Origin of the sequence: Methylotenera sp., from assembly GCF_029945705.1 — a bacterium.
In the GTDB taxonomy this organism is placed as follows: Bacteria; Pseudomonadota; Gammaproteobacteria; order Burkholderiales; family Methylophilaceae; genus Methylotenera.
In genome coordinates this window covers 46,508-68,590 of record NZ_JAQSDC010000038.1, presented here as the reverse complement: position 1 = coordinate 68,590, position 22,083 = coordinate 46,508, and the positions used below count along the sequence as shown (strand labels likewise).

At 42.0% G+C, this 22,083-nt stretch carries 20 protein-coding genes and 2 tRNA genes; 2 read left to right on the top strand and 20 right to left on the bottom strand.

Translation table 11 applies throughout. The features are described 5' to 3' along the window. Positions 1-10: 10 nt before the first annotated feature. From PSU78_RS07420 to PSU78_RS07370, 11 genes are all read right to left on the bottom strand, one after another. On the bottom strand, positions 11-1,192 hold the full coding sequence (locus PSU78_RS07420) for a type II secretion system F family protein (RefSeq protein ID WP_300386530.1): 1,182 nt from the start codon (positions 1,190-1,192) through the stop codon (positions 11-13). Positions 1,193-1,206: 14 nt separating this feature from the next. Then, positions 1,207-1,644, bottom strand: coding sequence for a type II secretion system major pseudopilin GspG (gspG, locus tag PSU78_RS07415; RefSeq protein ID WP_300386527.1), 438 nt, complete (start codon positions 1,642-1,644; stop codon positions 1,207-1,209). A 134-nt stretch (positions 1,645-1,778) separates the two neighbouring features. Next, positions 1,779-2,918 (bottom strand): NDP-sugar synthase, encoded by a 1,140-nt coding sequence (locus PSU78_RS07410; protein ID WP_300386524.1) that lies wholly within the window; start codon positions 2,916-2,918, stop codon positions 1,779-1,781. A 163-nt stretch (positions 2,919-3,081) separates the two neighbouring features. Further along, positions 3,082-3,651, bottom strand: coding sequence for a PEP-CTERM sorting domain-containing protein (locus PSU78_RS07405; protein ID WP_300386521.1), 570 nt, complete (start codon positions 3,649-3,651; stop codon positions 3,082-3,084). A 443-nt stretch (positions 3,652-4,094) separates the two neighbouring features. After that, positions 4,095-4,168, bottom strand: a tRNA-Cys gene (locus PSU78_RS07400). Positions 4,169-4,272: 104 nt separating this feature from the next. Further along, positions 4,273-4,348 (bottom strand) — tRNA-Gly (locus tag PSU78_RS07395). A gap of 83 nt (positions 4,349-4,431) precedes the next feature. Next, on the bottom strand, positions 4,432-5,028 hold the full coding sequence (gene pgsA, locus PSU78_RS07390) for a CDP-diacylglycerol--glycerol-3-phosphate 3-phosphatidyltransferase (RefSeq protein WP_300386518.1): 597 nt from the start codon (positions 5,026-5,028) through the stop codon (positions 4,432-4,434). A gap of 48 nt (positions 5,029-5,076) precedes the next feature. Further along, complete coding sequence (gene uvrC / locus PSU78_RS07385) at positions 5,077-6,876, bottom strand: excinuclease ABC subunit UvrC (RefSeq protein WP_300386515.1); 1,800 nt, start codon at positions 6,874-6,876, stop codon at positions 5,077-5,079. 38 nt (positions 6,877-6,914) lie between these two features. Next, on the bottom strand, positions 6,915-7,769 hold the full coding sequence (locus PSU78_RS07380; RefSeq protein ID WP_300386512.1) for a PA4780 family RIO1-like protein kinase: 855 nt from the start codon (positions 7,767-7,769) through the stop codon (positions 6,915-6,917). 53 nt (positions 7,770-7,822) lie between these two features. Then, positions 7,823-8,005: a 4-oxalocrotonate tautomerase family protein gene (locus tag PSU78_RS07375; RefSeq protein ID WP_300386509.1), complete on the bottom strand. Its 183-nt coding sequence runs from the start codon at positions 8,003-8,005 to the stop codon at positions 7,823-7,825. A 74-nt stretch (positions 8,006-8,079) separates the two neighbouring features. Continuing rightward, positions 8,080-8,760, bottom strand: coding sequence for a cation diffusion facilitator family transporter (locus PSU78_RS07370; RefSeq protein ID WP_300386506.1), 681 nt, complete (start codon positions 8,758-8,760; stop codon positions 8,080-8,082). Between the two features lie 101 nt (positions 8,761-8,861). On the opposite strand from PSU78_RS07370, the gene PSU78_RS07365 reads away from it, so the two are divergent. After that, positions 8,862-9,704, top strand: a complete 843-nt coding sequence (locus PSU78_RS07365) for a 23S rRNA (adenine(2030)-N(6))-methyltransferase RlmJ (RefSeq protein ID WP_300386503.1) — start codon at positions 8,862-8,864, stop codon at positions 9,702-9,704. Positions 9,705-9,771: 67 nt separating this feature from the next. Further along, positions 9,772-10,311, top strand: coding sequence for a TIGR00645 family protein (locus PSU78_RS07360; RefSeq protein ID WP_300386500.1), 540 nt, complete (start codon positions 9,772-9,774; stop codon positions 10,309-10,311). A 10-nt stretch (positions 10,312-10,321) separates the two neighbouring features. Here the strand turns inward: PSU78_RS07360 and PSU78_RS07355 are convergent, their stop codons facing one another. The 9 genes from PSU78_RS07355 to PSU78_RS07315 form a co-directional block, all read right to left on the bottom strand. Beyond that, positions 10,322-11,422, bottom strand: a complete 1,101-nt coding sequence (locus PSU78_RS07355) for a DUF2914 domain-containing protein (protein WP_300386497.1) — start codon at positions 11,420-11,422, stop codon at positions 10,322-10,324. Positions 11,423-11,487: 65 nt separating this feature from the next. Then, on the bottom strand, positions 11,488-11,916 hold the full coding sequence (locus PSU78_RS07350) for a hypothetical protein (RefSeq protein ID WP_300386494.1): 429 nt from the start codon (positions 11,914-11,916) through the stop codon (positions 11,488-11,490). Positions 11,917-11,977: 61 nt separating this feature from the next. After that, a complete protein-coding gene (locus tag PSU78_RS07345) occupies positions 11,978-12,838 on the bottom strand; it encodes a hypothetical protein (protein WP_300386491.1) in 861 nt (286 codons plus the stop codon). 30 nt (positions 12,839-12,868) lie between these two features. Continuing rightward, complete coding sequence (acnB, locus tag PSU78_RS07340; protein ID WP_300386488.1) at positions 12,869-15,457, bottom strand: bifunctional aconitate hydratase 2/2-methylisocitrate dehydratase; 2,589 nt, start codon at positions 15,455-15,457, stop codon at positions 12,869-12,871. Positions 15,458-15,781: 324 nt separating this feature from the next. After that, the gene (locus tag PSU78_RS07335; protein WP_300386486.1) at positions 15,782-16,087 is read right to left on the bottom strand and encodes a hypothetical protein; all 306 of its coding nucleotides are present in this window, start codon (positions 16,085-16,087) and stop codon (positions 15,782-15,784) included. 74 nt (positions 16,088-16,161) lie between these two features. Further along, positions 16,162-17,691, bottom strand: coding sequence for a fumarate hydratase (locus PSU78_RS07330; RefSeq protein WP_300386483.1), 1,530 nt, complete (start codon positions 17,689-17,691; stop codon positions 16,162-16,164). A 165-nt stretch (positions 17,692-17,856) separates the two neighbouring features. Then, positions 17,857-18,162: a hypothetical protein gene (locus PSU78_RS07325; RefSeq protein WP_300386481.1), complete on the bottom strand. Its 306-nt coding sequence runs from the start codon at positions 18,160-18,162 to the stop codon at positions 17,857-17,859. Positions 18,163-18,227: 65 nt separating this feature from the next. Beyond that, complete coding sequence (locus tag PSU78_RS07320; protein WP_300386478.1) at positions 18,228-20,174, bottom strand: hypothetical protein; 1,947 nt, start codon at positions 20,172-20,174, stop codon at positions 18,228-18,230. Positions 20,175-20,446: 272 nt separating this feature from the next. After that, a complete protein-coding gene (locus PSU78_RS07315) occupies positions 20,447-22,078 on the bottom strand; it encodes an acyl-CoA synthetase (protein WP_300386475.1) in 1,632 nt (543 codons plus the stop codon). Between the last annotated feature and the right edge of the window lie 5 nt (positions 22,079-22,083).

Below are 22,083 nucleotides of genomic sequence, written 5' to 3'. Positions count from 1 at the left end.
AAAATCGCATTCATTGGATGTTTCCTGCTAGCTCAAAGATTGGCATGTAAAGCAACAACACTACAACGCCGATGACCAAGCCAATCAGCAACATCAATATGGGTTCAAAAAGCTTGGTAAACCAGTCAATCCAACGCGCCAACTCTTCATCATAAAAAGAGGCTATGCGCTCCATCATGTCGCCGATTCTTCCACCGCGTTCGCCAACACGTAGCATGCGAAGCGCAATTGGCGTTGTTAAGCCCGCTTGTTCCATAGCCACTGAAATAGTCTGCCCCTCTTGTATTGCAGCAGATGCTTGCTTCATCTTGGCTTGAAGCACCACATCTAATAGCCCAGCAACAGAATCTAAAGCGACAATAATCGATGTACCACCTTTAAGCAGCATGCCTAAGGTTCGATAAAATCGTGCCAATTGAAAAATACGTAATCGCTTACCTAACGCAGGTACTTTCCATATCACTTGTATGATTGATTTGCGCACTGAAGCCTGTGATAAACCAAATACCAAACCAGCTATAAATAGGACTACAAAAATCAGCAGCTCTTTACCGTGGCTTTCCAAAAATAGCCCCCAAGCTAATAACACCTGTGACAAAAATGGCAGGTTGCCGCCTGTACCTTCATAAATTCGACTAAATTTAGGCACAACAAAGCCGAGTAAAAATAAAATCACCAATCCCCCTACCGCCATTAACAGAATTGGATAGATCGAAGAAGACACGATTTTCTTCTTTACTAATCCGAGCTGCTGCTCATAACTCACATAACGACTCAAGGCTTCTGGCAAGTCGCCTGTTTTTTCACTAGCACGAACGGTAGCTATGTATAAAACAGGGAAAATTAAAGGTTGCTGCTCTAGGGCAGATGAAAATGTCTGACCTTGATATAAAGCCTGCAATAAAGCATCTAAGGTATGCTTTATTTGATTGCCCTGTTCTTTTTCAGCTAAAGTTTCAATCGCTTCAACAAGGTTTAAGCCAGCTTCCAGTAAGGCAAGCAACTCTTGGCTAAACAAAGCTAGGGGAAATTTTTTGTTCTGTCGATTACTTAACGCAGAGCTAGTAGACTTTGCTGCAATAGGCATGAATCCTCGCGCCTGCACTTGCGCAAGTGCGTCTTGAGCATGCGCAGCCGAAATACTTAACAGCACCATTTCTTTTCCGCGAACGGCTTTAACTTGGAATTCCATCGAGTTGAACTAAACTACCAGCTCACAACATCTTCTGATTCTTTAGTGCCGCCCAGTTGAGCATCTTTACCTAAAGAATATAAGTCAAAATCGCCATGCTCACCAGGTGACTTATAGAGGTAAGGCTTATTCCACGGGTCATTCGGGACATCTTTTTTAAGATATGGTCCAGCCCATTTTGCATCATTTGCAACATTTTTATTTAATGCAGCTAAACCCTGCTCAGAACTGGGATACTGACCAACATCAATACGATATTGATCTAAAGCCTTACCCAGAGAATCAATTTGCGCGCGTGCTGTTTTAGTTTCAGACTTACCAATTTGCTCAAAATACTTTGGACCAACATAACCAGCAAGTAAGCCAATGATGACCATGACGACTAACAACTCAAGCAGTGTAAACCCTTGAGTTTTAGATTGAGTAAGCTTTAAACCATTTAAATTTGACATATTTTTGCACATAGTGAATTTCACGTGGCAATTTTAGTCATTCTTGTTTTCAGTAAGATTGCATATTTGTGACACTTTTATCACAAAGCATGCTTTTACTGGGGCATGCTTCTAGTTAACATTCAACCAGAAAGTTAAACTCTTGCTTGCGCATAATCCATTGGGTAAATGACTTTTTCGCGCGCATCAGACCATATCAAGTCGCAGGTGTCGTCATCTACATGCATCATTCTGCCGTACTTATCAACACAGTACTCACCGCAGACAATCATTTCCTCAAAGCTGAAATCTTGCCCAACACGCGTGTATTCAAACAACACGCTGCGCACCACTTTTCCGCCACGTTGCACATGGCAACCGTCGCTAATCCAACTCGGACCTATAATTTCAGCGCCTTTATCTACACGAGCACCAGAACCAATATACACGGGACCTTCAATGTTCGTATTTTCCCAATCAATACGAACATTTAATCCTACCCATACTCCAGGCCTAATTTGCTTACCAGGCATATTCATTGATGGCACTTCACCTCGCATCAATTGCTGCATGACTTCCCAGTAATCACTCACTAGTCCAATGTCAATCCAATTAAAACGTTGATTAATCGCATAGAAAGGTAAGCCTTTTTCTACAAGTAATGGAAATAAATCTGAACCTATGTCAAAGGTACTACCTGATGGAATAAGATTAATCGCTTCAGGTTCAAATATATAAATACCTGTGCTAACAAGATTAGATTTGGCTATAGCCTGACTTGGTTTCTCTTGAAAAGAAACAATCTTTCCACTCTCATCAGTCAACACAATGCCGTAATCTGACACCTTATCCATAGGTACTTCTTTTGCCACCAAACTGACTAAAGCACCTTTTCTGCGGTGTTCAGCAACTGCAGCGGTAATATCTAAATCAATGATGGCATCGCCGCATATCACGATAGTTGTCTCATTGAAAAAACCACCAAAATCTTGAATTTTACGCATACCACCCGCCGAACCAACTGGGCTAGGCACAATCTTTCCGTTACTAATATCACCTTCAAACGAGTAGCCAATTTCAATACCGAATCGATGACCATCGCCAAAGTACTGTTGTATCTTTTCATGCAAATAACTGACATTCACCATCACTTCATTGACGTTATGTTTTGCTAAATGCTCTATTAGATACGCCATGACAGGCTTGCCTAATAGTGGAATCATGGGCTTGGGAAGCTCATAGGTAAGAGGACGAACGCGCGTGCCTTTACCCGCAGCTAAAATCATGGCTTTCATTACTTAAACTTTCTTGGAATGTCAGAGCTAATATCAAGGAGTTGATATATATAATTGAACTATAAAGTCTAATTATTAACGATTAATGACCGACTGAATAAAACACTACTAGCATTAAAAAATGCGGCTTAAACTAAGCCGCATCATCAATAATTGCATAATATTAATTTTTTCTACGTTTGATAAAACCAAGCATTAATAAACCAGCCAGCATTAATGCGTAAGCAGTTGGTTCAGGAACTGGTGCAGAATGATGCTGATTCCAGCCATGATGATTATCCCACTCATGATGACCATCCCATCCAGAATGGTTCCAATCAAAGTTTTTAAAACTGTCACTAAATACCACAATCACTAGAAATGGAGAGTGATTATTAGCCGCCTGCAAGAAGTAATTAAAGTTAGTATTAGTTAAAAACTTATAGCCACCAAACCAACTAGCACCTTCAGAGAGCCTATCTTCAGACTCAAACTTTGATTGAAAACTATCCACTGAGAATTGCTTATGATTATCTGATTTTGAGTAAGTTGAGAGCTTATTTGATGCTCCAATAAGATAGCGACTCTCTAAATCAACCGTCGGCTTTAAGAAGTTTTTATAGAAACCACTGCCTTCGCTAACAACAAAAATGTTTTTTGAATTTTCGTGCTTAAAATTATCGTGATTATTCGCTGCTGCGACTACAGGTAAAGCAGCAAAAGTAAGTGCTAATACAAAGTTAAATAGCTTCATCATTCATTCCTAAATAGTATTTCCAAAGTTGGACGTTTAGATTAGCCTCAGAATATGACAATCTAAATTTATTTAGTAGCAAAATGCTAGTCTACTAAGACTAGGGTAGACCAAGTGGGTGCTATTCTGAAATGATACTGTCACATTTGTATCATCTTTTTTTCTTAATTAGAGTCGATTGAATTGATTAAGTAACGGTCAGCTAGATGCAAATAAATGCAAAAATAGTTGGGTTAAAGTTCTGAGAATTTAGAAAATAAACGTTTGACACTCAAACTTAGTTACAAACAATTTAATAACGACGAGGAGTTAATTAAACTTAAGTCGAATTTAATTAATGATGCAAGTTTAGCCCACTAGAAAACAGAAAAAAACTACCCATTTAAGCTATAAATCGCTTTATTATTTGGATATATAAAAGTGATGTGGCTGACTAGATTTTTTGGAGGCGCGAGCCGGAGTCGAACCGGCCTAAACGGCTTTGCAGGCCGCGGCATAACCGCTTTGCTATCGCGCCTTATTGTGAGAACTATTTGAACAAACAATTCTACATTAAAAGCTGAAACTAAAACGGCGAAAGCTTATTAGCATTCGCCGTTTTATGTACTACTACCAAATTCGTGGAGCGGGAAACGAGACTCGAACTCGCGACCTATACCTTGGCAAGGTATCGCTCTACCAGCTGAGCTATTCCCGCGTCGTTAAGACAGGCGCCATTATAGCGACTTTCAGAATGTCGTCAATACTAATCGACATTCAAATTGCATATTTATTTCAGTTTTATTTTCCTTTTAATTTTGGCCACGCGGCCTTTAAATAATAAGCCATTGATAGCAATGTTAAAAATGCTGCTAACACGATTAAAGCATGTCCAAACAGTTGCGTTGGAAAAACACCTAAGCTGCCTAAATCTATTTCATCCCAATATAATAAGAATAAGATCGCAAGCATTTGTGCGGCAGTTTTTATTTTTCCTATCATCGCAACACCTACGCTGCTGCGTTGCCCTTCGCCAGCCATCCACTCACGAAGCGCGCTAATGGCGATTTCACGACCGATGATAATTAAAGAAACAATCGCACCTACCCGGCCAAATTCTACCAACACGATTAAGGCAGCCGCCACCATGAGTTTATCTGCCACAGGATCTAAAAAAGCACCAAATGATGAGGTTTGATTCCAGCGTCGAGCCAAATATCCATCGAGCCAATCGGTAAATGATGCAATCGCAAATATCACAGTGATGAAGATATTCACCGAATGTGAAGGCATTGCACTGAGTTTGTGTAGGTTTTCAGGCCAATAGAAAGCACCGACAAACACAGGAATCAGCAAAATACGTAACCATGTAAGCATGGTAGGAATGTTAACTTTCATTTAACACGCTCCCATTTTTGCCCTGCAATTCGACTAAAACACAGCTCATTAATGCAACTCTCCGTAAATTTTTTCTGCCAAGCTCTGGCTGATGCCTTCAACTTGGGCGATTTCGTCAATACTAGCACCCTTTACACCATCTAATCCACCAAAGCGCGTGAGTAGCGCCTTGCGGCGCTTGGCTCCTATGCCTTCTATATCTTCCAAGCTGGAATGTAGTCGCGCCTTAGCACGCTTGGCTCTATGCCCAGTAATGGCGAATCGATGGGCCTCATCACGGATTTGCTGCAGTAAATGTAAGCCTTTATTGTCTTTTTCTAAGTTAAGCATTTCGCCTGTGTCAGAAAAAATCATGGTTTCTAGACCGGGTCTACGCTCTTCACCTTTAGCGATGCCGACAAGTAAAATATCCTCCAGTCCTACTTCTGCCATCACTTCAACCGCAACGCCTAGCTGCCCTTTACCACCGTCAATAAAGATTAAGTCGGGTCGCACGCCCTCACCTGCCGCCACTTTTTTATAGCGGCGCGTCAGCACATCCCGCATTGCAGCGTAATCATCACCTGGTGTAATGCCTGTGACGTTATAGCGTCGATACTCGCTATTTTGCATATCTCCACGGTCAAACACCACGCAGCTACCCACGGTCGCCTCACCCATCGTGTGGCTAATATCAAAACATTCAATGCGCTCGGTATTATCGGGTAAATGTAGCGCTTCACGTAAAGCCAGTAATTTAGCAGTTTGATTGGCTGAAGTCGCAGCACGCTGACCCAACGCCAACTCGGCATTAGTTTGCGCCATTTTCAGCCAAACACGTTTGTCACCAATCGGATTGGTATTGATTTTTACCTTGCGACCAGCTTGTTCACTCAGCACCTCTTCAAGCACAGTCGTTTCAATTTTAACGCCCACCACAATCAGCGGCGGCGTATTTTGCGCGACATAATGCTGCGCTACAAACGCCTCCATGCTCGTTTCCAATGTTTCGCCGTCGGTGTTCTTAGGCATATAGCTTCTGTCGCCTAAATGCCGACCGCCACGAATCATTACCAAATTAATGCAGTGCTGCCCTTGCAATTCGGCGCACGCAATCACATCCGCGTCTGACACATTGAAGTCGCTCACAAACTGCTTGGCTTGTACCTGCCTTAGCGCTTGCATGCGGTCACGAAACACCACCGCCATTTCATATTGCTGATTGGCTGCGGCTGTATTCATCCGCGCGCCAAGCGCATCAATCACCTCATTAGTCTTGCCTTGCAAAAACATCGCGGCTTGATGCACGTCATTATTGTAATCTTCAGTTGAAATAAGCCCCACGCAAGGCGCGGTACAGCGCTCAATTTGATGCTGTAAACAAGGTCGACTTCGGTTAGCAAACACCGTGTTTTCACAAGTACGTAGCTTAAATACCTTTTGCAAAAGTTGAATACTTTCGCGCACCGCAACCGAGTTAGGAAAAGGACCAAAGTATTGATTACCTTTACGCTGAGCACCTCTATGAAACGCCAAACGCGCTACATCATCGCCAGTCAATACTATATAAGGGTAAGATTTATCGTCGCGAAACACGACGTTGTAACGCGGCATTAAGCCTTTAATCAGATTATTTTCCAGCAACAAAGCCTCGGCTTCATTGTGAGTGACAGTCGTTTCAATTTTAACGATATGGCTCACCATCATGCGCGTGCGCGGGCTAGCTAAGTTTTTATTGAAATACGACGAAACGCGCTTTTTGAGGTCTTTGGCTTTACCCACGTAAATCACTTCATCCGTGGCGTTTATCATGCGATAAACACCGGGCAGATTAGGTAAATTTTTTAATATGGGTTTAGGGTCGAACATGAGTTTAGTCGAACATGGGCTTATTTAGCTCGAGCTTGTTATTCCGCTTTAGCTTCAGCGATGCGCAACAACCTAGCCTCTTCGGCTTTCTTTGTGTCTTCGATTTCACGCATCACACTTTTTAAATCAACCGCTTTAGTGCTTTGCCTAAAGCGCCCTGTGAGTGGCGTTTCCAGCGTTAAATCACCATGTGCATAAAGCGCCCAAATTTCTTTGCCGTATTGCGTGGTGAGTAGCTCTGGTGCAAAACGTCCAAAGTAATCACTTAAGTTTCTAACATCGCGCTCCAGCATTTCACTTGCGTTATTGTTACCTGCCGCATCGACCGCTTGCGGCAAATCAATAATCACGGGGCCATCGGCGCTCATTAAAATATTAAACTCTGACAAATCGCCATGCACGATTCCCGCACAAAGCATGCGCACCACTTCTTTAATTAAAGTGGCGTGATGAATACGTGCCTCTTCGGCACTAAAAGTCACATCGTTTAAACGTGGCGCGGCGTTGCCATTGGCATCGGTCACCAGCTCCATTAACAATACACCTTCGTAAAAATTATACGGCTCTGGCACTCGCACGCCTGCATTGGCTAGGCGATACAAAGCATCCACCTCTGCACTTTGCCATGCGGCCTCTTGTGATTCGCGACCGAACTTTGAACCTTTAGCCATGGCACGACTTTGGCGGCTATTTTTAGTTTTACGGCCTTCGGTATAGTCTACGCTCTGACGAAAGCTGCGCTTATTCGCCTCTTTGTAGACTTTAGCGCAACGCACATCGTCGCCACAACGCACGACATATACGGTAGCCTCTTTACCGCTCATTAGTTGACGCACAACATCGTCAATCAAGCCATCTTCTAGAAGAGGCTCAAGTCTTTGGGGAGTTTTCATTGTTCTATTCTAACACTAGGCATTTATTCAACTTGCTTTTACTCCATTGGCACTTAATCACTGAGCAGCTTCCCACCTATTGCCCAATCTTCATAAGCAACTTCTTCAAACGTAATATAAGTATAGGATTTAGGCTTATGCGCAACGCGCTCTAAAGTTTCAGTAAATTCTTTTGCGATTTGGGCTTTTTGTTCTTTAGTCACAGAACCCGCTAACTTAATATTGACATAGGGCATATTGAATCTCCTTTGATTTAAGTGGTGATAAATAGCGTGAGTAGCTTGATATAAGCCATATTAGGCTCTACTAATTAGCCGTTTTTAAATGTGCGCCAAATATCTTTGGCTAACTTTAAGGTGACGACCAAAATCAATGCCGAAATAAACAACGTTAAAATAGGGTCAGCTGCCTGCCAGCCAGTAAAGTAGATAACGGCACCTGCTACCAAAGCAGCAGTTGACCCGAGTACATCTCCCAACACATGTAAAAATGCAGCGCGATGATTAAGATTATCTTTACTGCCATGCTCTTCACCGTGATGATGTAACATTTTAGCTACCAGTAAATTCACCAATAAACCAACAAATGCAATCAGCATCACATAGCCACCTGTCACGTTATGCGGATTTTTTAATCTATCTATCGCCTCAAATACCAAGTACACAATGACGACTAACATCAACACACAATTCACAATGCTAGCGTAAAGTTCTTTGTGCGTTAAACCACTAGCATGCTTGCTGCTGGTAGATTTACTAGCATGGTGCGACGCATACCAAGCCATTCCAAGCGCCAATACATCCGAGATCATGTGTCCAGCATCGCCAAGTAATGCGAGCGACTGTGTAAAAATCCCACCAAATAGCTCAATAATGGCAAAGATTAGAATTAAGAAAAAAGGAATTGCGAATGCATTGCCATGCTGATGGTCATCCGTATGATGCTGATGTGCTGCATGTTGATGGTCGCCGTGCTGTGGATGGTTGCTCATAAGGTTTTCTAGAAATTGCATGTTAAATAATTTATTGAATCATACAGAAAACAGACGTTTGTCGCCTATAATTTCTCCATGTTAATTGCACCTATTATCAAATGCTAAGTTACCGCCATGCCTTTCACGCAGGCAATCACGCCGATGTACTCAAACACTATGTATTAGGCCTAGTGCTAGATTACATGAATCAAAAAGATAAGCCTTATTGGTATATCGATACCCACGCTGGCGCTGGCTTGTACAGCTTAACCGAAGGTTATGCCACACAGAATGCAGAGTTTGAACAAGGCATTGCGAAACTGATGTCGGCGGACAATCTACCTAAGCCGCTTACTAACTTTGTTGCGCAGATTAAACGCTTTAATACCAACTCACTGGAGTTCTATCCTGGTTCGCCTATAGTGGCACAAGACTTTTTGCGTGCTGACGACAAAATGCGTCTATTTGAGCTGCACCCAAACGACTGTAAGTTGTTAATCGAAAACTTTAGAGGTCAAGGCAAGCAAGTTAAAGTTGAAATGCAAAATGGTTTTGCTGGCATCAAAGCTTGCTTGCCACCACCGCCTCGTCGTGCCGCCGTGCTGATAGACCCGCCTTATGAAGACAAACAAGATTACCAGCACGTGGTCAACATGATTAAAGACAGCCTGACACGCTTCTCGACTGGCACTTACATGGTTTGGTACCCTATTTTGCAGCGTTCAGAACCAGCTGAAATGATCGATGATTTAATAGATTTAGGTTTGCCGAACTGGTTAAACGTAGAAATGACCATACAAGAGCCATCGACAGAAGGCTTTGGTATGCATGGCAGCGGCTTGTTTATTGTGAATCCGCCTTGGACATTGCCTAAAATACTGGAAGAAACCATGCCAGTGTTAACACAGCTATTAGCTCTGGATGGAGCCGCGAGTTACGCGATAGATAGTCAAATAGTCTAAATAAAGCTAACGCTTCAACCTGCTACAATAACATCGCAATCTGCAATCAAATTAAAGGCTTTAACACATGCAAGAACATAACACCCCTTCTTCTATCGAATATAAGCAAAAAAGCGTGATGACCAATATTTTATTTGGTAGCCGCTGGCTTCAACTACCACTTTATTTAGGCTTAATTGTTGCACAAGCCGTATATGTGTACTTTTTTGGCCTTGAGTTAGTACATTTAGTGGCTAAAGCTTCACACCTTGTTGAAGCAGACATTATGTTGATTGTATTGGGTTTAATTGACGTGGTGATGATTTCAAACCTACTCATCATGGTGATTGTTGGTGGCTATGAAACTTTTGTTTCACGCCTTAATTTAGAAGGTCACCCAGATGAACCAGATTGGTTATCTCACGTAAATGCCAATTTGTTAAAGGTTAAGTTAGCCACCGCCATTATTGGTATTTCATCGATTCATCTACTTAAAACATTTATTAATGCAGAAAATTTAAGTGACAAAGTATTAATTGCGCAAACTGTCATTCACATGACATTTGTATTTTCTGCTATTGCGATTGCATATATAGATAAGTTAATGCGTGTAGAACATAAGCACTAATAAATCAATTCTAATAAACTTGTATGTACGGCGTTGAAGTTGACGATTCAGCTTTAACGCTAAACTCATGCACTGCTACAGTTTTATCGTTTTCAGTTTCAACATTGACTCTCCACTCACCTGCTTGCAAATCTGTTTTGTAGGTATATCCACGAAAGCCATTGTAACGGCCGCCAGATAAAGTAAAGCCGACGCGTGACTTAGTTTGCCAGCCTGCTTTCTTATCGTGGAATTGCCATACATGGTACAAGCGTGTTTTTAATCCATTAGGTGCAAAAACTGAAGAAAAGCAATACACACGCTGGCCAGGCGCAACATACAAATCACTACTAGCATTACGCCAAAATACCCACCAGTTGGATGGCTGCTGGCTTAACTGGTAATTACCATCGACTTTATTAATGGCATAACCCACCGCAATATCGCGCTTCACTAGCGGCACAGGCGGAATCATATCAAACGCATAAGCGAGCATTAACAAAGCAGCTATTACACCAACTGGCCAGATGCTACCATCATGATTAGGTGTTTTTTTATAGAGACCATATGCCGCAGCTGCACCTAGTAATGTACTTAAATAAAACCACACTGCATGAATGCTGCCCATTAAATAAGGCAAAGCAAAATTAAACAGCAACATGGCACAAAAACCAAATAGCGCCCAGCTGAGCGTGAGTTGTTTATATTTGTCTTCTAGATACTCATTGGCCACTAGCAGAATACCTAAAATAATAGACATCGCCCAAGCCAGCCAATGATTAGAACTTTTGAAATACAGAATGAATAAAGAACTCAATAAATTGCCAAATAAAAACTGCAATAAAAAGTAAGGTAAATTCTCCCAATATAAACGCTTATGAATTTTTGCAGCCCATGGGGATAGCTTTGAGGCATCAGATAAGATAAATCTTGGGCTTCCGATGGTAAATAGAATAGCAGCGGCTATACATAAATAGACAAAAAAGGTAATGAGATCTGAGTAGGCAACATTACGACCTATGGTGAGCGCATCCCACAAAAATCCGCCAAAAAAGAAAATCACAGGAAAGAAATCACCTAGCTTTAAAACATGGTGATACAAGCGTGTTTGTTTAATTTTTGTGATGATCATCTTGCGATAACTTAGAGAAAATAGCGTTATAGATTTGGGGATATTTACTGCGATGAAGCATATGGTTAAGAAATAAGGCTACAAAGTATGTAGCCAATGACAATTCCAGTAATAAGCGCAATGGTCACCGCGCGATAGGTCAGTACATCTTTAGAATAGCCACGCTTAATAGCAACATAGGAAACCAAATAGCCGATAGCGTTCAACAGCCAAATGATACCAATCGATAGCACTTTTACAATGAGTGGGCCAATAATAGGAATAAGAGCAATTAGACCGACGACCCAAGCAAACACATGAGAAATAGTGGCGAATATCACCACACCAGTTGTCACGGCTTTAGCGTGCCAGCCAAAATGCCATGCTGCAAAAACCACCACGGATAGCACAACAGATAACGGCAGCATCCACTTCCAAGCGCCGCGCTTAGCGGGCTGCGTAATCTCTTCAGGGTTAAATATGTGATGATTATCTGGTTTTTGTTCTGAATTCATAAATGGATAATATCAGGAAAACTGAACAATCAAATTGGAAATGCAAAATTCACAAGATTGATTAAAAGTCTTTATCCGCGAGTGGATAGTTTTTTGGCGCTTTATAACTCCAAGCTTTACTGTCGAAATTAAATTTCCAAATTTGACTTTTTAGCTCTGCGCTCTTATCACGTCCTGTTAAAGTTAACAATATAGGATAAACCTTAACATTGGGGTTTTGCGTATCTATTTTCAGCGAAGACTCAACGAATGAAGAGGCTTTGTCGCAATCCACATCGACCTGAATAGGTTCTCCATTCTCATCTAATACTGCATTACCGTTCTCGTCTAGCTTATCAGTCATACCGCCACATGCGCCCGTGTCATCATAGTTGGCGGTCATAGACCCAACTTCTTTCACACTCTTTCCATAAGGCGCAAGAATACTGTATCGACTACCGCAATAGCCCTGATGACAATCACCCCAAGTATTTTGCCAGCCCCAATAGTCGGCAGGGCCAAGCTTGACTAATTTCCATGCGGTTGGGCCAACTCCGCTTGAACCTACTTGAATAGATGGATTAGCGGCGATAACTTCAGACTTACCATTTCGCGACTCTGCCACAAAAGCGCCAACAGAGCCTATATTTGCATGCGATGCAATAGACTCGCCTTTATCATCCACTAGTTCACCAGAAGTGATGACATATAAGCGTTCGCCATCTTTTAATGTCAATTTCTGCTCGGCATCTAACTTCATGCAATAGCGACTACCATCGCCATCATCTGAAATCCAGCATGCGTGTTTTTGATCAAAAATTGGGTAGGCTTGGTCAAGTATCTGCTTGGCTGTTAAAGGCTTTTGACTACATGCCGCGACAGTGAGCACCACTAATAAACAAGCGACTAGATGCTTGCACCTAGCCGTAAAGAGTGACTTCATAGAAAAATTTCAATAACAAAAAACTAAATACTAAACTATCTCAGCAATTGAAATTACTTTTTTACCAGTACTTAATGTATCTAAGGCCGCTTTATACTCAGTCATCTGGTCAAAATTTAGATATTTGTAAATTTCAGCAGTATTAGCAAGTTTATTACCTACTGTTTCCAAGTATTCAGCATGGCTTGGCATACGACCGAGCTTCGCACAAACAGCAGCTAACTCAGCTGAACCCAAGTAAACACGCGCATCTTTACCCATGCGGTTATCAAAGTTACGTGTACTGGTTGAGAATACAGTCGCTTTATCCGCCACGCGCGCTTGGTTACCCATGCATAAAGAGCAACCTGGAATCTCAGTTCGCGCACCCGCCACGCCGAAAGTCGAGTACACACCTTCGTCACGCAACTGTGCTTCATCCATACGGGTTGGTGGGGCAATCCATAAGCGCGTTGGAATACTACCTGAACCTTCTAAGACTTTAGCCGCAGCACGGTAATGGCCGATATTCGTCATGCAGCTACCAATAAACACCTCGTCCACTTTATCGCCTTCAACTGCTGATAACGGTTTAATGTCATCTGGGTCGTTCGGGCAAGCCACTAGCGGCTCATTAATCGTGTTCAAATCAATCTCAATCACATGCGCATATTCGGCATCTGCGTCTGGTTTGAGTAAAATTGGTTTTGCCAACCACGCTTGCATACTTTCAATACGGCGTTGCAACGTACGCGCATCTTCGTAGCCATTTTCAATCATGTTTTGCATCAACACGATGTTAGATTTTAAAAACTCAATTACTGGCGCTTCATTCAACAACACAGTACAACCATTGGCTGAACGCTCAGCTGAAGCATCCGCCAACTCAAAGGCTTGTTCCACTTTCAAATCTGGCAAGCCTTCAATTTCTAGCACGCGACCATTAAATACGTTCTTTTTGCCTGATTTACCAACGGTTAAAGTGCCTTCTTGAATCGCTGCATAAGGAATCGCATTCACTAAATCTCGTAAAGTAATCCCTGGCTGCATGGTGCCTTTAAAGCGCACCAACACTGACTCTGGCATATCCAATGGCATTGCGCCTGTTGCCGCGGCAAAAGCGACTAAACCAGAACCTGCGGGGAAAGAAATACCAATCGGGAAACGCGTATGAGAGTCACCACCTGTGCCCACTGTATCAGGCAACACTAAGCGGTTTAACCATGAGTGAATTACGCCATCACCTGGGCGTAATGAAACGCCGCCACGGCTAGACATAAACTCAGGCAAGCTGTGTTGCAATTTAATATCTACTGGTTTTGGATAGGCTGCTGTGTGACAGAAACTTTGCATGACTAAATCAGCACTAAAACCCAAGCAAGCCAACTCTTTTAACTCATCTCGCGTCATACCGCCTGTTGTATCTTGTGAACCAACCGTTGTCGCTTTTGGCTCGCAATAAGTATTAGGACGCACGCCTGTACCTTCTGGCAAACCGCATGCGCGACCAACCATTTTTTGTGCGAGCGTATACCCTTTTGTTGAGCTTACTGCTGGTGTTGATTTAATGAATACGGTAGTTTCTGGCAAACCTAGTGCTTTACGTGCATTTGAAGTTAAACCACGGCCAATAATCAATGGAATACGTCCACCAGCGCGCACTTCGTCTGGCATAGTGACTGGATTCAATTCAAAGGTAGAGAGCACATCACCCGCTTCATTGAGCACTTTGCCTTCATACGGTTTAATGACAATCACATCGCCCATATTCAGTTTTGACACATCACATTGAATCGGCAATGCGCCTGAATCTTCGGCTGTGTTAAAGAAAATTGGTGCAATTTTAGCGCCTAAAATCACGCCACCCGTGCGTTTGTTTGGGATATTAGGAATATCATTGCCCATAAACCATTGTACTGAGTTAATCGCAGATTTACGTGATGATCCTGTGCCCACCACATCGCCTACATAAGCCAACGGCAAGCCTTTTTGTTTCAAAGTCTCAATCAGCTTCAAACCATCTGGCATTTTATTAATGAGCATGGCTTTGGCATGCAGTGGAATATCTGGGCGGCTCCATGCATCTTGCGCAGGGCTTAAGTCATCAGTGTTGGTTTCGCCATCTACTTTAAAAACGACCATTTTGATTTCATTAGCTAGTACTGGCGCATTGGTAAACCACTTGGCATTTGCCCAACTTTCAATCAATTTCTTAGCGTGGGCATTACCCGCTTTCATCAACACATCCACGTCGTGAAATGCGTCGAACATCAAAATTGTACTGCTTAATGCAGTTACTGCATTTGCCGCCATCGGAGTTTCAAGCAAGCTCACTAAGGCTTGCACGTTATAACCGCCAAGCATGGTGCCTAGCAATTCCACCGCTTTTTCAGGTGAAATCACAGGTGATTTAGCAATGCCTTTAGCAACATCTGCTAAAAAAGCTGCTTTAACGTAAGCAGCTTGGTCAACCCCTGCTGGCGTACGATTGGCAATTAAATCAAGTAATGTTTCACCCTCGCCTGCTGGCGGGTTTTTAAGCAACTCAACGACTTGCGCTACTTGCTCAGCAGATAAAGGTAATGGTGGAAGTTGAACTGTGTTGCGCTCTGCAACATGGGCTTGATAGGCTTTTAACATAGTAATTTAAGGCTCTTTTAAAAGTAATGTTTTTAAATATTTAGTTCAATGAATAGATGGCGCAATTATAAACCAGTCTAAATTTTAGTTAACGGGTTTTAATAATTCGAAACACTTGCACTAACCTAGCTTTAGTTAAATTATTAACGAAATTATTAAGAATCGTCATACCAGCGGAGGCTGGTATCCAGTCAGGTTTCAATTTAAGTGATAGTAACTTAATACTTTAATGTTCAACTTTGACTGGATTCCGTCCTACGACGGAATGACGAATTTGTAAGTTTTTCTATGATTAAAATACATTCTTGCTAATGACTCAACTCTTTAATTAAACAATTTATCGTCTGGCGGCAATGTGCAACTTTTACCTTGGCTACGCAACTGCCATCTATCTAGTATCTCTTTTTGATAATCCGTACCGTTTTTAAGCACTAAAAACGCGCGTACTTCAGTAACATCGGCAAAGCCATTTTTATCAGTATCCATCGCAAGCACATTGTCTTCTACTGTTGGGCCAGCATATCGACCATCACTATCGGTTAAGTAGCCTAGCACATCATCTGCATTGGCGATGGCTACATTCAAAAACAAGCCTAGCAAAACAGCACTTCGTAACAAAAGTTTTAGCATTTTATGTGCGCTCTCTGAGTATTTATCATCAATTTTGACAGAGTTTAACGCAAATAGTGCACTACACATGTGACTTAAGGCACAGAGTGAATTTCTATCGTTTTATGCTGCGCAATCTTTTCTTTCCACTCAGCAGGGCCAGTGGTGTGTACTGAATTACCTTGGCTATCCACGGCCACCGTCACCGGCATATCTTGCACCGTGAACTCATAAATCGCTTCCATACCCAAATCTGCAAACGCCAGCACTTCGGCTTTTTTAATGGCCTTGCTCACCAAATAAGCCGCGCCGCCTACAGCTGTCAAATACACTGATTTATATTTGGCGATTGACGCAATTGTTTCATCGCCACGCTCAGCTTTACCCACCATCCCCAGCAAACCAACTTCATTAAGCATCATTTCTGTAAAACCATCCATACGCGTTGCCGTGGTTGGGCCTGCTGGTCCAACGGCTTCATCACGCACTGCATCTACAGGGCCGACGTAATAAATAAAACGGTTTTTAAAATCTACTGGCAATTTCTCACCGTTAGCTAACATCGTGGCAATGCGCTTATGCGCAGCATCTCTGCCTGTAAGCAATTTTCCGTTTAACAACAAAGTCTGACCTGGCTTCCAAGTCTGAATATCGGCTTGGGTTATTGCGTCTAAATCTACTCTTAACGATGCTTCACTTGGTGCCCAATGCACATTTGGCCAGTCGTTTAAATTAGGCACTTCCAACTCTGCTGCACCACTACCATCCAACTCAAAATGCACATGGCGTGTAGCTGCACAGTTTGGAATAATCGCCACTGGCAAGCTAGCCGCGTGCGTTGGGTAATCTAAAATCTTCACATCCAATACTGTTGCTAAACCACCTAAACCTTGCGCTCCTATGCCTAAATTATTCACTTTTTCAAAAATCTCTAAGCGCAATTCCTCAATTCTGTTTTTAGCACCACTAGCTTTAAGTTCGTGCATATCAATCGGCGCCATCAAAGATTCTTTCGCTAACAACATGGCCTTTTCTGCGCTACCGCCGATTCCGATGCCTAACATGCCCGGTGGACACCAGCCTGCACCCATTTGGGGCACAACTTCCAAAATCCAATCCACAATACTGTCATTCGGGTTGAGCATTGCCAACTTAGCTTTGTTCTCAGAACCGCCACCTTTTGCTGCAATTTGCACATCAACTTTATCACCAGCAACCAATGAAACATGCACCACAGCTGGCGTATTATCCTTAGTATTGGCGCGCTTTCCAGCGGGGTCCCTCACAATAGAAGCGCGCAATTTATTCTCTGGCAACATATATGCACGGTGCACACCTTCGTTCACCATTTGCTCAACATCAAGCGTTGCATCCCACTGCACGTTCATGCCTACTTTAACGAAAGCAACAACAATGCCAGTATCTTGGCAAAGTGGGCGCTTACCTTCCGCACACATACGAGAGTTAGTTAAAATCTGCGCAATAGCATCTTTAGCCGCGGGTGATTGCTCTGCCTCGTAAGCGCGGCCCAAGGCCTGAATATAATCTACAGGGTGATAATAAGAAATATATTGCAAGGCATCTTTAATGCTTTGAATGAAGTCAGTTTGTTTAATGGTGGTCATAAATTTCTTTGTTTTATCTGTGTTTTAGTTGCTTAATTTGAACCAGTGGGGTGAAAATCAATGGAGACTACATTTGCTCTATAGAAAGTGCCTTGGCTGGTTAACCCCAAATGAGGTATTCTTTAATAATCAGGGTGTCGCACTTCGTAGTTTAATCCGCCGCATTTACTTACAATTTAATTTCAACTCGTATATTTGCTCATCTTTATCAGTTTTCTTGGTAGCAAAAATTTTTGTTCCACCAAGATACACATTAACTGTTTTGAATCCTGCAATATTAGTTATTTTGGCAACATGATTGTTTTCATCTATTAAGAAGTCTCCATTTGAAGCTGTAATCAATAACTTTTTAGACTTATCGATATTTTGAATACGAAATATTGAACCCATTAATTCATAGGCGTCATCTGTGATCAGTTTGATCGTTCTTTTTTGCACATCAATAAAAAACAAACCTATACCATTGCCCAAAACAACATCATCACCGTTTGGATGTCTGGCCAGTATTTGAGTGCCCCTGTCGTTATAATTAAGAACTAGATTATCGCCAGCAAGCTTTTGAGGGGCGCCCGTGGTTTTTTTATATATGCACCATCAGTTGTAGCCACTACTGTTGTTTTGTCATTTACATCAAAGATAGATGCGGTCAATATTTTTTTAGAAGCTTCAAATTGACCATCAAACAGTTTTATCCTCTCTAGCTCTGAAGGTTTGGATGGCTTATTAAAAATTCTTTTAAGTTCATCCCATTCAATGTGAATTTTAGCCCCTGTCATCCACCATATCGGCACAAAACCCTCATCAGATGCCTGTGAACCATCATTCTGTGGATCAATATTGAGGATGGTATTACTCTGGTCTACGTAGTGAACACCTTTTACAGCATCAAAAAAGACTCCGTCTCCATTCGACGAGGGTTTGCCTTCACTAAGTAATAGGCCTATATCCTTTATTTTTGATTGTTTAATGGGATTAATACAGAGTTGAACTTTGGGTATTTTAGAGTTCATTACATCGTAATAATCACAGACAGCATGACCCGATACCTTCTTATCAACCACCGCAAAGAAACCCCGCCTATTGCTCAAATAGAGTTCACCAGTAACATTATTGTGACCAATATGCTCTGCATTTGAAAAATTACTCGTAAACGTATCGCCGCCATGAATCCTTTTGGTAGCTAGGTTTTTATCAACCGTATAAATCCCAGAGTCATTTAGAAGCAAAGCTGATTTAGCATTAGGCCAATCAATAATAGATGTTTGAAAACTCGATAAATCTACTGTCGTTTTAACTTCGGTAAGAGGCTTGTTTTTATCAAAAGAATACAACCGATTATCATGCGTTAGCAATAGAGCTTTTTCGATTGATGGTAACGGAAATACTTTACTGTAATACTGCTGGGGATTAGGATAGGTCAATATCTTGATGAATTTAATACCATCATATTGAAATATTGCATTGCGTGTATCTAACAAAGCCATATTCAAATGTGGCATTTCTGTGATGGTAGCTGACTGAGGTATGGATACATCGCTTTGAATAGGGATAGGTTCAAAGCCTTTACGGGTTAATCTTACCCAGCGTGATATGGAGGCATCATACCAAATGAATTGTCCTATATTTTTTAAGTATATATAGCCTGACTTTACACTAAGAGTATAACTTCTAACGTTAATCTGCCCCTCATCAGAACGTTGTACGACATGAATTAACTCATCAGAAGTGACAAATACAAACATTTTCTGATCGATCAAATTAACTGCTTTTTGGATTCCGTCTTTTGTGCCAATTTTGATTTTTTCAAGCTTGTTATCACTATATAAAAATAACTCACTGGTATCACTGGCAACAATAAAGCCACCAAGTGCTGGTGCATCATAGATAGGCTCTCGACCACCATAACCTAATTTTTTAAAGCTAACACCCTGTTGCCTAATTTTTTGATATGTTGGCCATGGTTTTAATGAGTCTTTTCCTACTTGATAAGGTATGCCAGCTTGTGTGAAAACAATGGTTTCTTGAGCGATAGATAGCGTAGCAAGGCTTTTAAAAAAAGTTCGACCTTTGAGTTTGCTCTGATCAAGTGCCTTAAACAATGTTTGTCCCTGCTCTAATGCTAATAGTTGCTTCTTAGCAGCATTTCGATTGAACACAACTCTGCCGCTCCAAGGCTCTTCAATATATTCATCCCATGGGTGAGTAGGTGCAGGGTGGTTATATGGTACAAACTCACGATCTTTATTGATTGTCCAAGTGCCAAAATAAGTTGCTTGTTGATTCAAACTATTGACATAAAGTGGCTGTTCAATACCTGATAGCTGCCATCTATCTTCAACTAAACGAGAAGTAAATAAGCTATCGTCGTATGAAGGTACATTTTTTATTGGCACGACACAAAACTCATCAGTGTAATTATCAGCATAGCAATTCGTAGACAAACTTACTAAGCTAAGCAGCAAAGCGAATAGTTTTAATTTCATTTGTATTATTCTTTCCTTGCAACTGTCAGACTTACAACAATAAATCATAGGAATCAATAAGGTCAGACTCCATTGATAGAACCAAGTAGGGGTTACTTGTAACCCACACGGCATCCTCATAAAACTCCCGAGCAAAAATAATCGGGCTGGGAGCCGCATTCTAGGCGGCTTCCAGAGGTGGTCAAATAATGTTGTGCTAAATTCACTATAAATACTCTTCGACAAAGCTCAGAGCGAACGGTTATTGATAGCTGTGCCCATGTCAGAATAATCTAGCGTGAACTCTTAGCAACCGCCATGCTTGGCTGAATATCTTTACGCAAAATTTTACCATTTTTAGTGCGTGGAAAATCCTGTGCAAAGTACACTGTTTTGGGCGCTTTGTAGGCGGCCAAATGTTGCTTACCAAAAGCCAATAAATCATCTGGGTTAGCGCTGGCTTCTGGTTTTAAAATCACGTAAATCACCACTAGCAATTTATCTTTTTCTAATTCTTCGCCTATCGCTGCGCAATCTGCTACATCGGGGTGGCCTTTATACACGCGTTCTATCTCGTAAGGTGAAACACGATAACCAAAGCTTTTAATAATGTCGTCTTTACGACCTAAGAACCAGATATAGCCATCTTCATCATAACGGGCATAGTCGCCAGAGAAGAACCAACCATCATGTTTGTATTTGGCTGTTTCTTCGTCTAAATTCCAGTAACGCAAGAACAAGCCTGGGTCGCTATCTAGCACGCTAATCATGCCCTCTTCGCCTTGCGGAACCTCTTCTAAGGTTTCAGGATTCAGCAATTTAATGGCATGTCCTGGCTGCGGAAAGCCTGCAGAACCTGCACGTATCGGGCGGAATATGCTTTGGCTTAAGTAGTATGAAAATTCGCTCATGCCAACTGCTTCGTAAATATCCGCACCAAAGCGTTCGCGCCATTGTTGCAAAACTTCATCAGATAGATGCTCACCCGCGCTCATGCAGTGGCGCAAACTTGTTACATCTACTTGCTTAGCTGTAGATTTCTGAATGATTTGGCGATAAATGGTTGGCACGCCCACAAAAATCGTCGCTGAATGTTTAGCAATCAAGCGTGTCCATAAATCAGCGTCATTTTTGCCTTCATGCACAATGACGGTTTTGCCCAAATAGAGCGGATCCATCAAGCCTGAACCTAACACATAAGTCCAATTGAACTTGCCTGAGTGCATGATACGGTCTTGCGAGTTTGCATCAAAATTAAACCAGTATTTAGAGGCTGGTTCGCGGCCAATCAACGCGCGGTGCGCATGTAGCACGCCTTTTGGATAACCTGTTGTTCCTGAGGTGTACACCAAATAGGCGGGGTCATCAGAAGCTGTTAAATGTGCTGGTTCACACGTCTGAATTGCAGAAAGTTGCGCGTCTAAATCGCAAACATTTAAGCTTGCATGTGGCGCTACTTCGCCAATGCCTGACAAAAACACATGTTTTAAATTTGGCAAACCTGTTAAATGATCTTGCAATGAAGGCCAGGCAGCTTTATCTGTAACGAGCACTGTTGCTGTTGAGTCTTTTGCCAAATAAGCCACTTCTTCAGCAGTGAGTAGGGTTGAAGTTGGCACTGAAATCGCACCGCGCTTCATCGCGCCTAAAAACGCCGTTGGATAATCCAAACAGTTAGGTAAGCGAATCAACACGCGCTCACCCGCACCCACATTCAAATTTCTGAGTAACTGAGCAAATTGATCAGTACGTTTCGCTAATTGCTCAAAGGTGATTTGTGAAGTGCCTTGAGCGTCATCCTCAACAATCATCGCAATCAATGATGCCGCTGGCGTATTCAAGTGCTTATCAGTACATGCCGCGCCGATATTAAAGTGTTTTGGAACGTTCCACTCCCACTCAGGAAATTGTTCTAACTTTTGCATTTTCA

Coding starts and splice junctions, on each gene's coding strand:
- PSU78_RS07420 (WP_300386530.1), bottom strand. CDS start 1,192: ATGGAATTCCAAGTTAAAGCCGTTCGCGGAAAAGAAATGGTGCTGTTA.
- gspG (WP_300386527.1), bottom strand. CDS start 1,644: ATGTCAAATTTAAATGGTTTAAAGCTTACTCAATCTAAAACTCAAGGG.
- PSU78_RS07410 (WP_300386524.1), bottom strand. CDS start 2,918: ATGAAAGCCATGATTTTAGCTGCGGGTAAAGGCACGCGCGTTCGTCCT.
- PSU78_RS07405 (WP_300386521.1), bottom strand. CDS start 3,651: ATGAAGCTATTTAACTTTGTATTAGCACTTACTTTTGCTGCTTTACCT.
- pgsA (WP_300386518.1), bottom strand. CDS start 5,028: ATGAAAGTTAACATTCCTACCATGCTTACATGGTTACGTATTTTGCTG.
- uvrC (WP_300386515.1), bottom strand. CDS start 6,876: ATGTTCGACCCTAAACCCATATTAAAAAATTTACCTAATCTGCCCGGT.
- PSU78_RS07380 (WP_300386512.1), bottom strand. CDS start 7,769: ATGAAAACTCCCCAAAGACTTGAGCCTCTTCTAGAAGATGGCTTGATT.
- PSU78_RS07375 (WP_300386509.1), bottom strand. CDS start 8,005: ATGCCCTATGTCAATATTAAGTTAGCGGGTTCTGTGACTAAAGAACAA.
- PSU78_RS07370 (WP_300386506.1), bottom strand. CDS start 8,760: ATGAGCAACCATCCACAGCACGGCGACCATCAACATGCAGCACATCAG.
- PSU78_RS07365 (WP_300386503.1), top strand. CDS start 8,862: ATGCTAAGTTACCGCCATGCCTTTCACGCAGGCAATCACGCCGATGTA.
- PSU78_RS07360 (WP_300386500.1), top strand. CDS start 9,772: ATGCAAGAACATAACACCCCTTCTTCTATCGAATATAAGCAAAAAAGC.
- PSU78_RS07355 (WP_300386497.1), bottom strand. CDS start 11,422: ATGATCATCACAAAAATTAAACAAACACGCTTGTATCACCATGTTTTA.
- PSU78_RS07350 (WP_300386494.1), bottom strand. CDS start 11,916: ATGAATTCAGAACAAAAACCAGATAATCATCACATATTTAACCCTGAA.
- PSU78_RS07345 (WP_300386491.1), bottom strand. CDS start 12,838: ATGAAGTCACTCTTTACGGCTAGGTGCAAGCATCTAGTCGCTTGTTTA.
- acnB (WP_300386488.1), bottom strand. CDS start 15,457: ATGTTAAAAGCCTATCAAGCCCATGTTGCAGAGCGCAACACAGTTCAA.
- PSU78_RS07335 (WP_300386486.1), bottom strand. CDS start 16,087: ATGCTAAAACTTTTGTTACGAAGTGCTGTTTTGCTAGGCTTGTTTTTG.
- PSU78_RS07330 (WP_300386483.1), bottom strand. CDS start 17,691: ATGACCACCATTAAACAAACTGACTTCATTCAAAGCATTAAAGATGCC.
- PSU78_RS07320 (WP_300386478.1), bottom strand. CDS start 20,174: ATGAAATTAAAACTATTCGCTTTGCTGCTTAGCTTAGTAAGTTTGTCT.
- PSU78_RS07315 (WP_300386475.1), bottom strand. CDS start 22,078: ATGCAAAAGTTAGAACAATTTCCTGAGTGGGAGTGGAACGTTCCAAAA.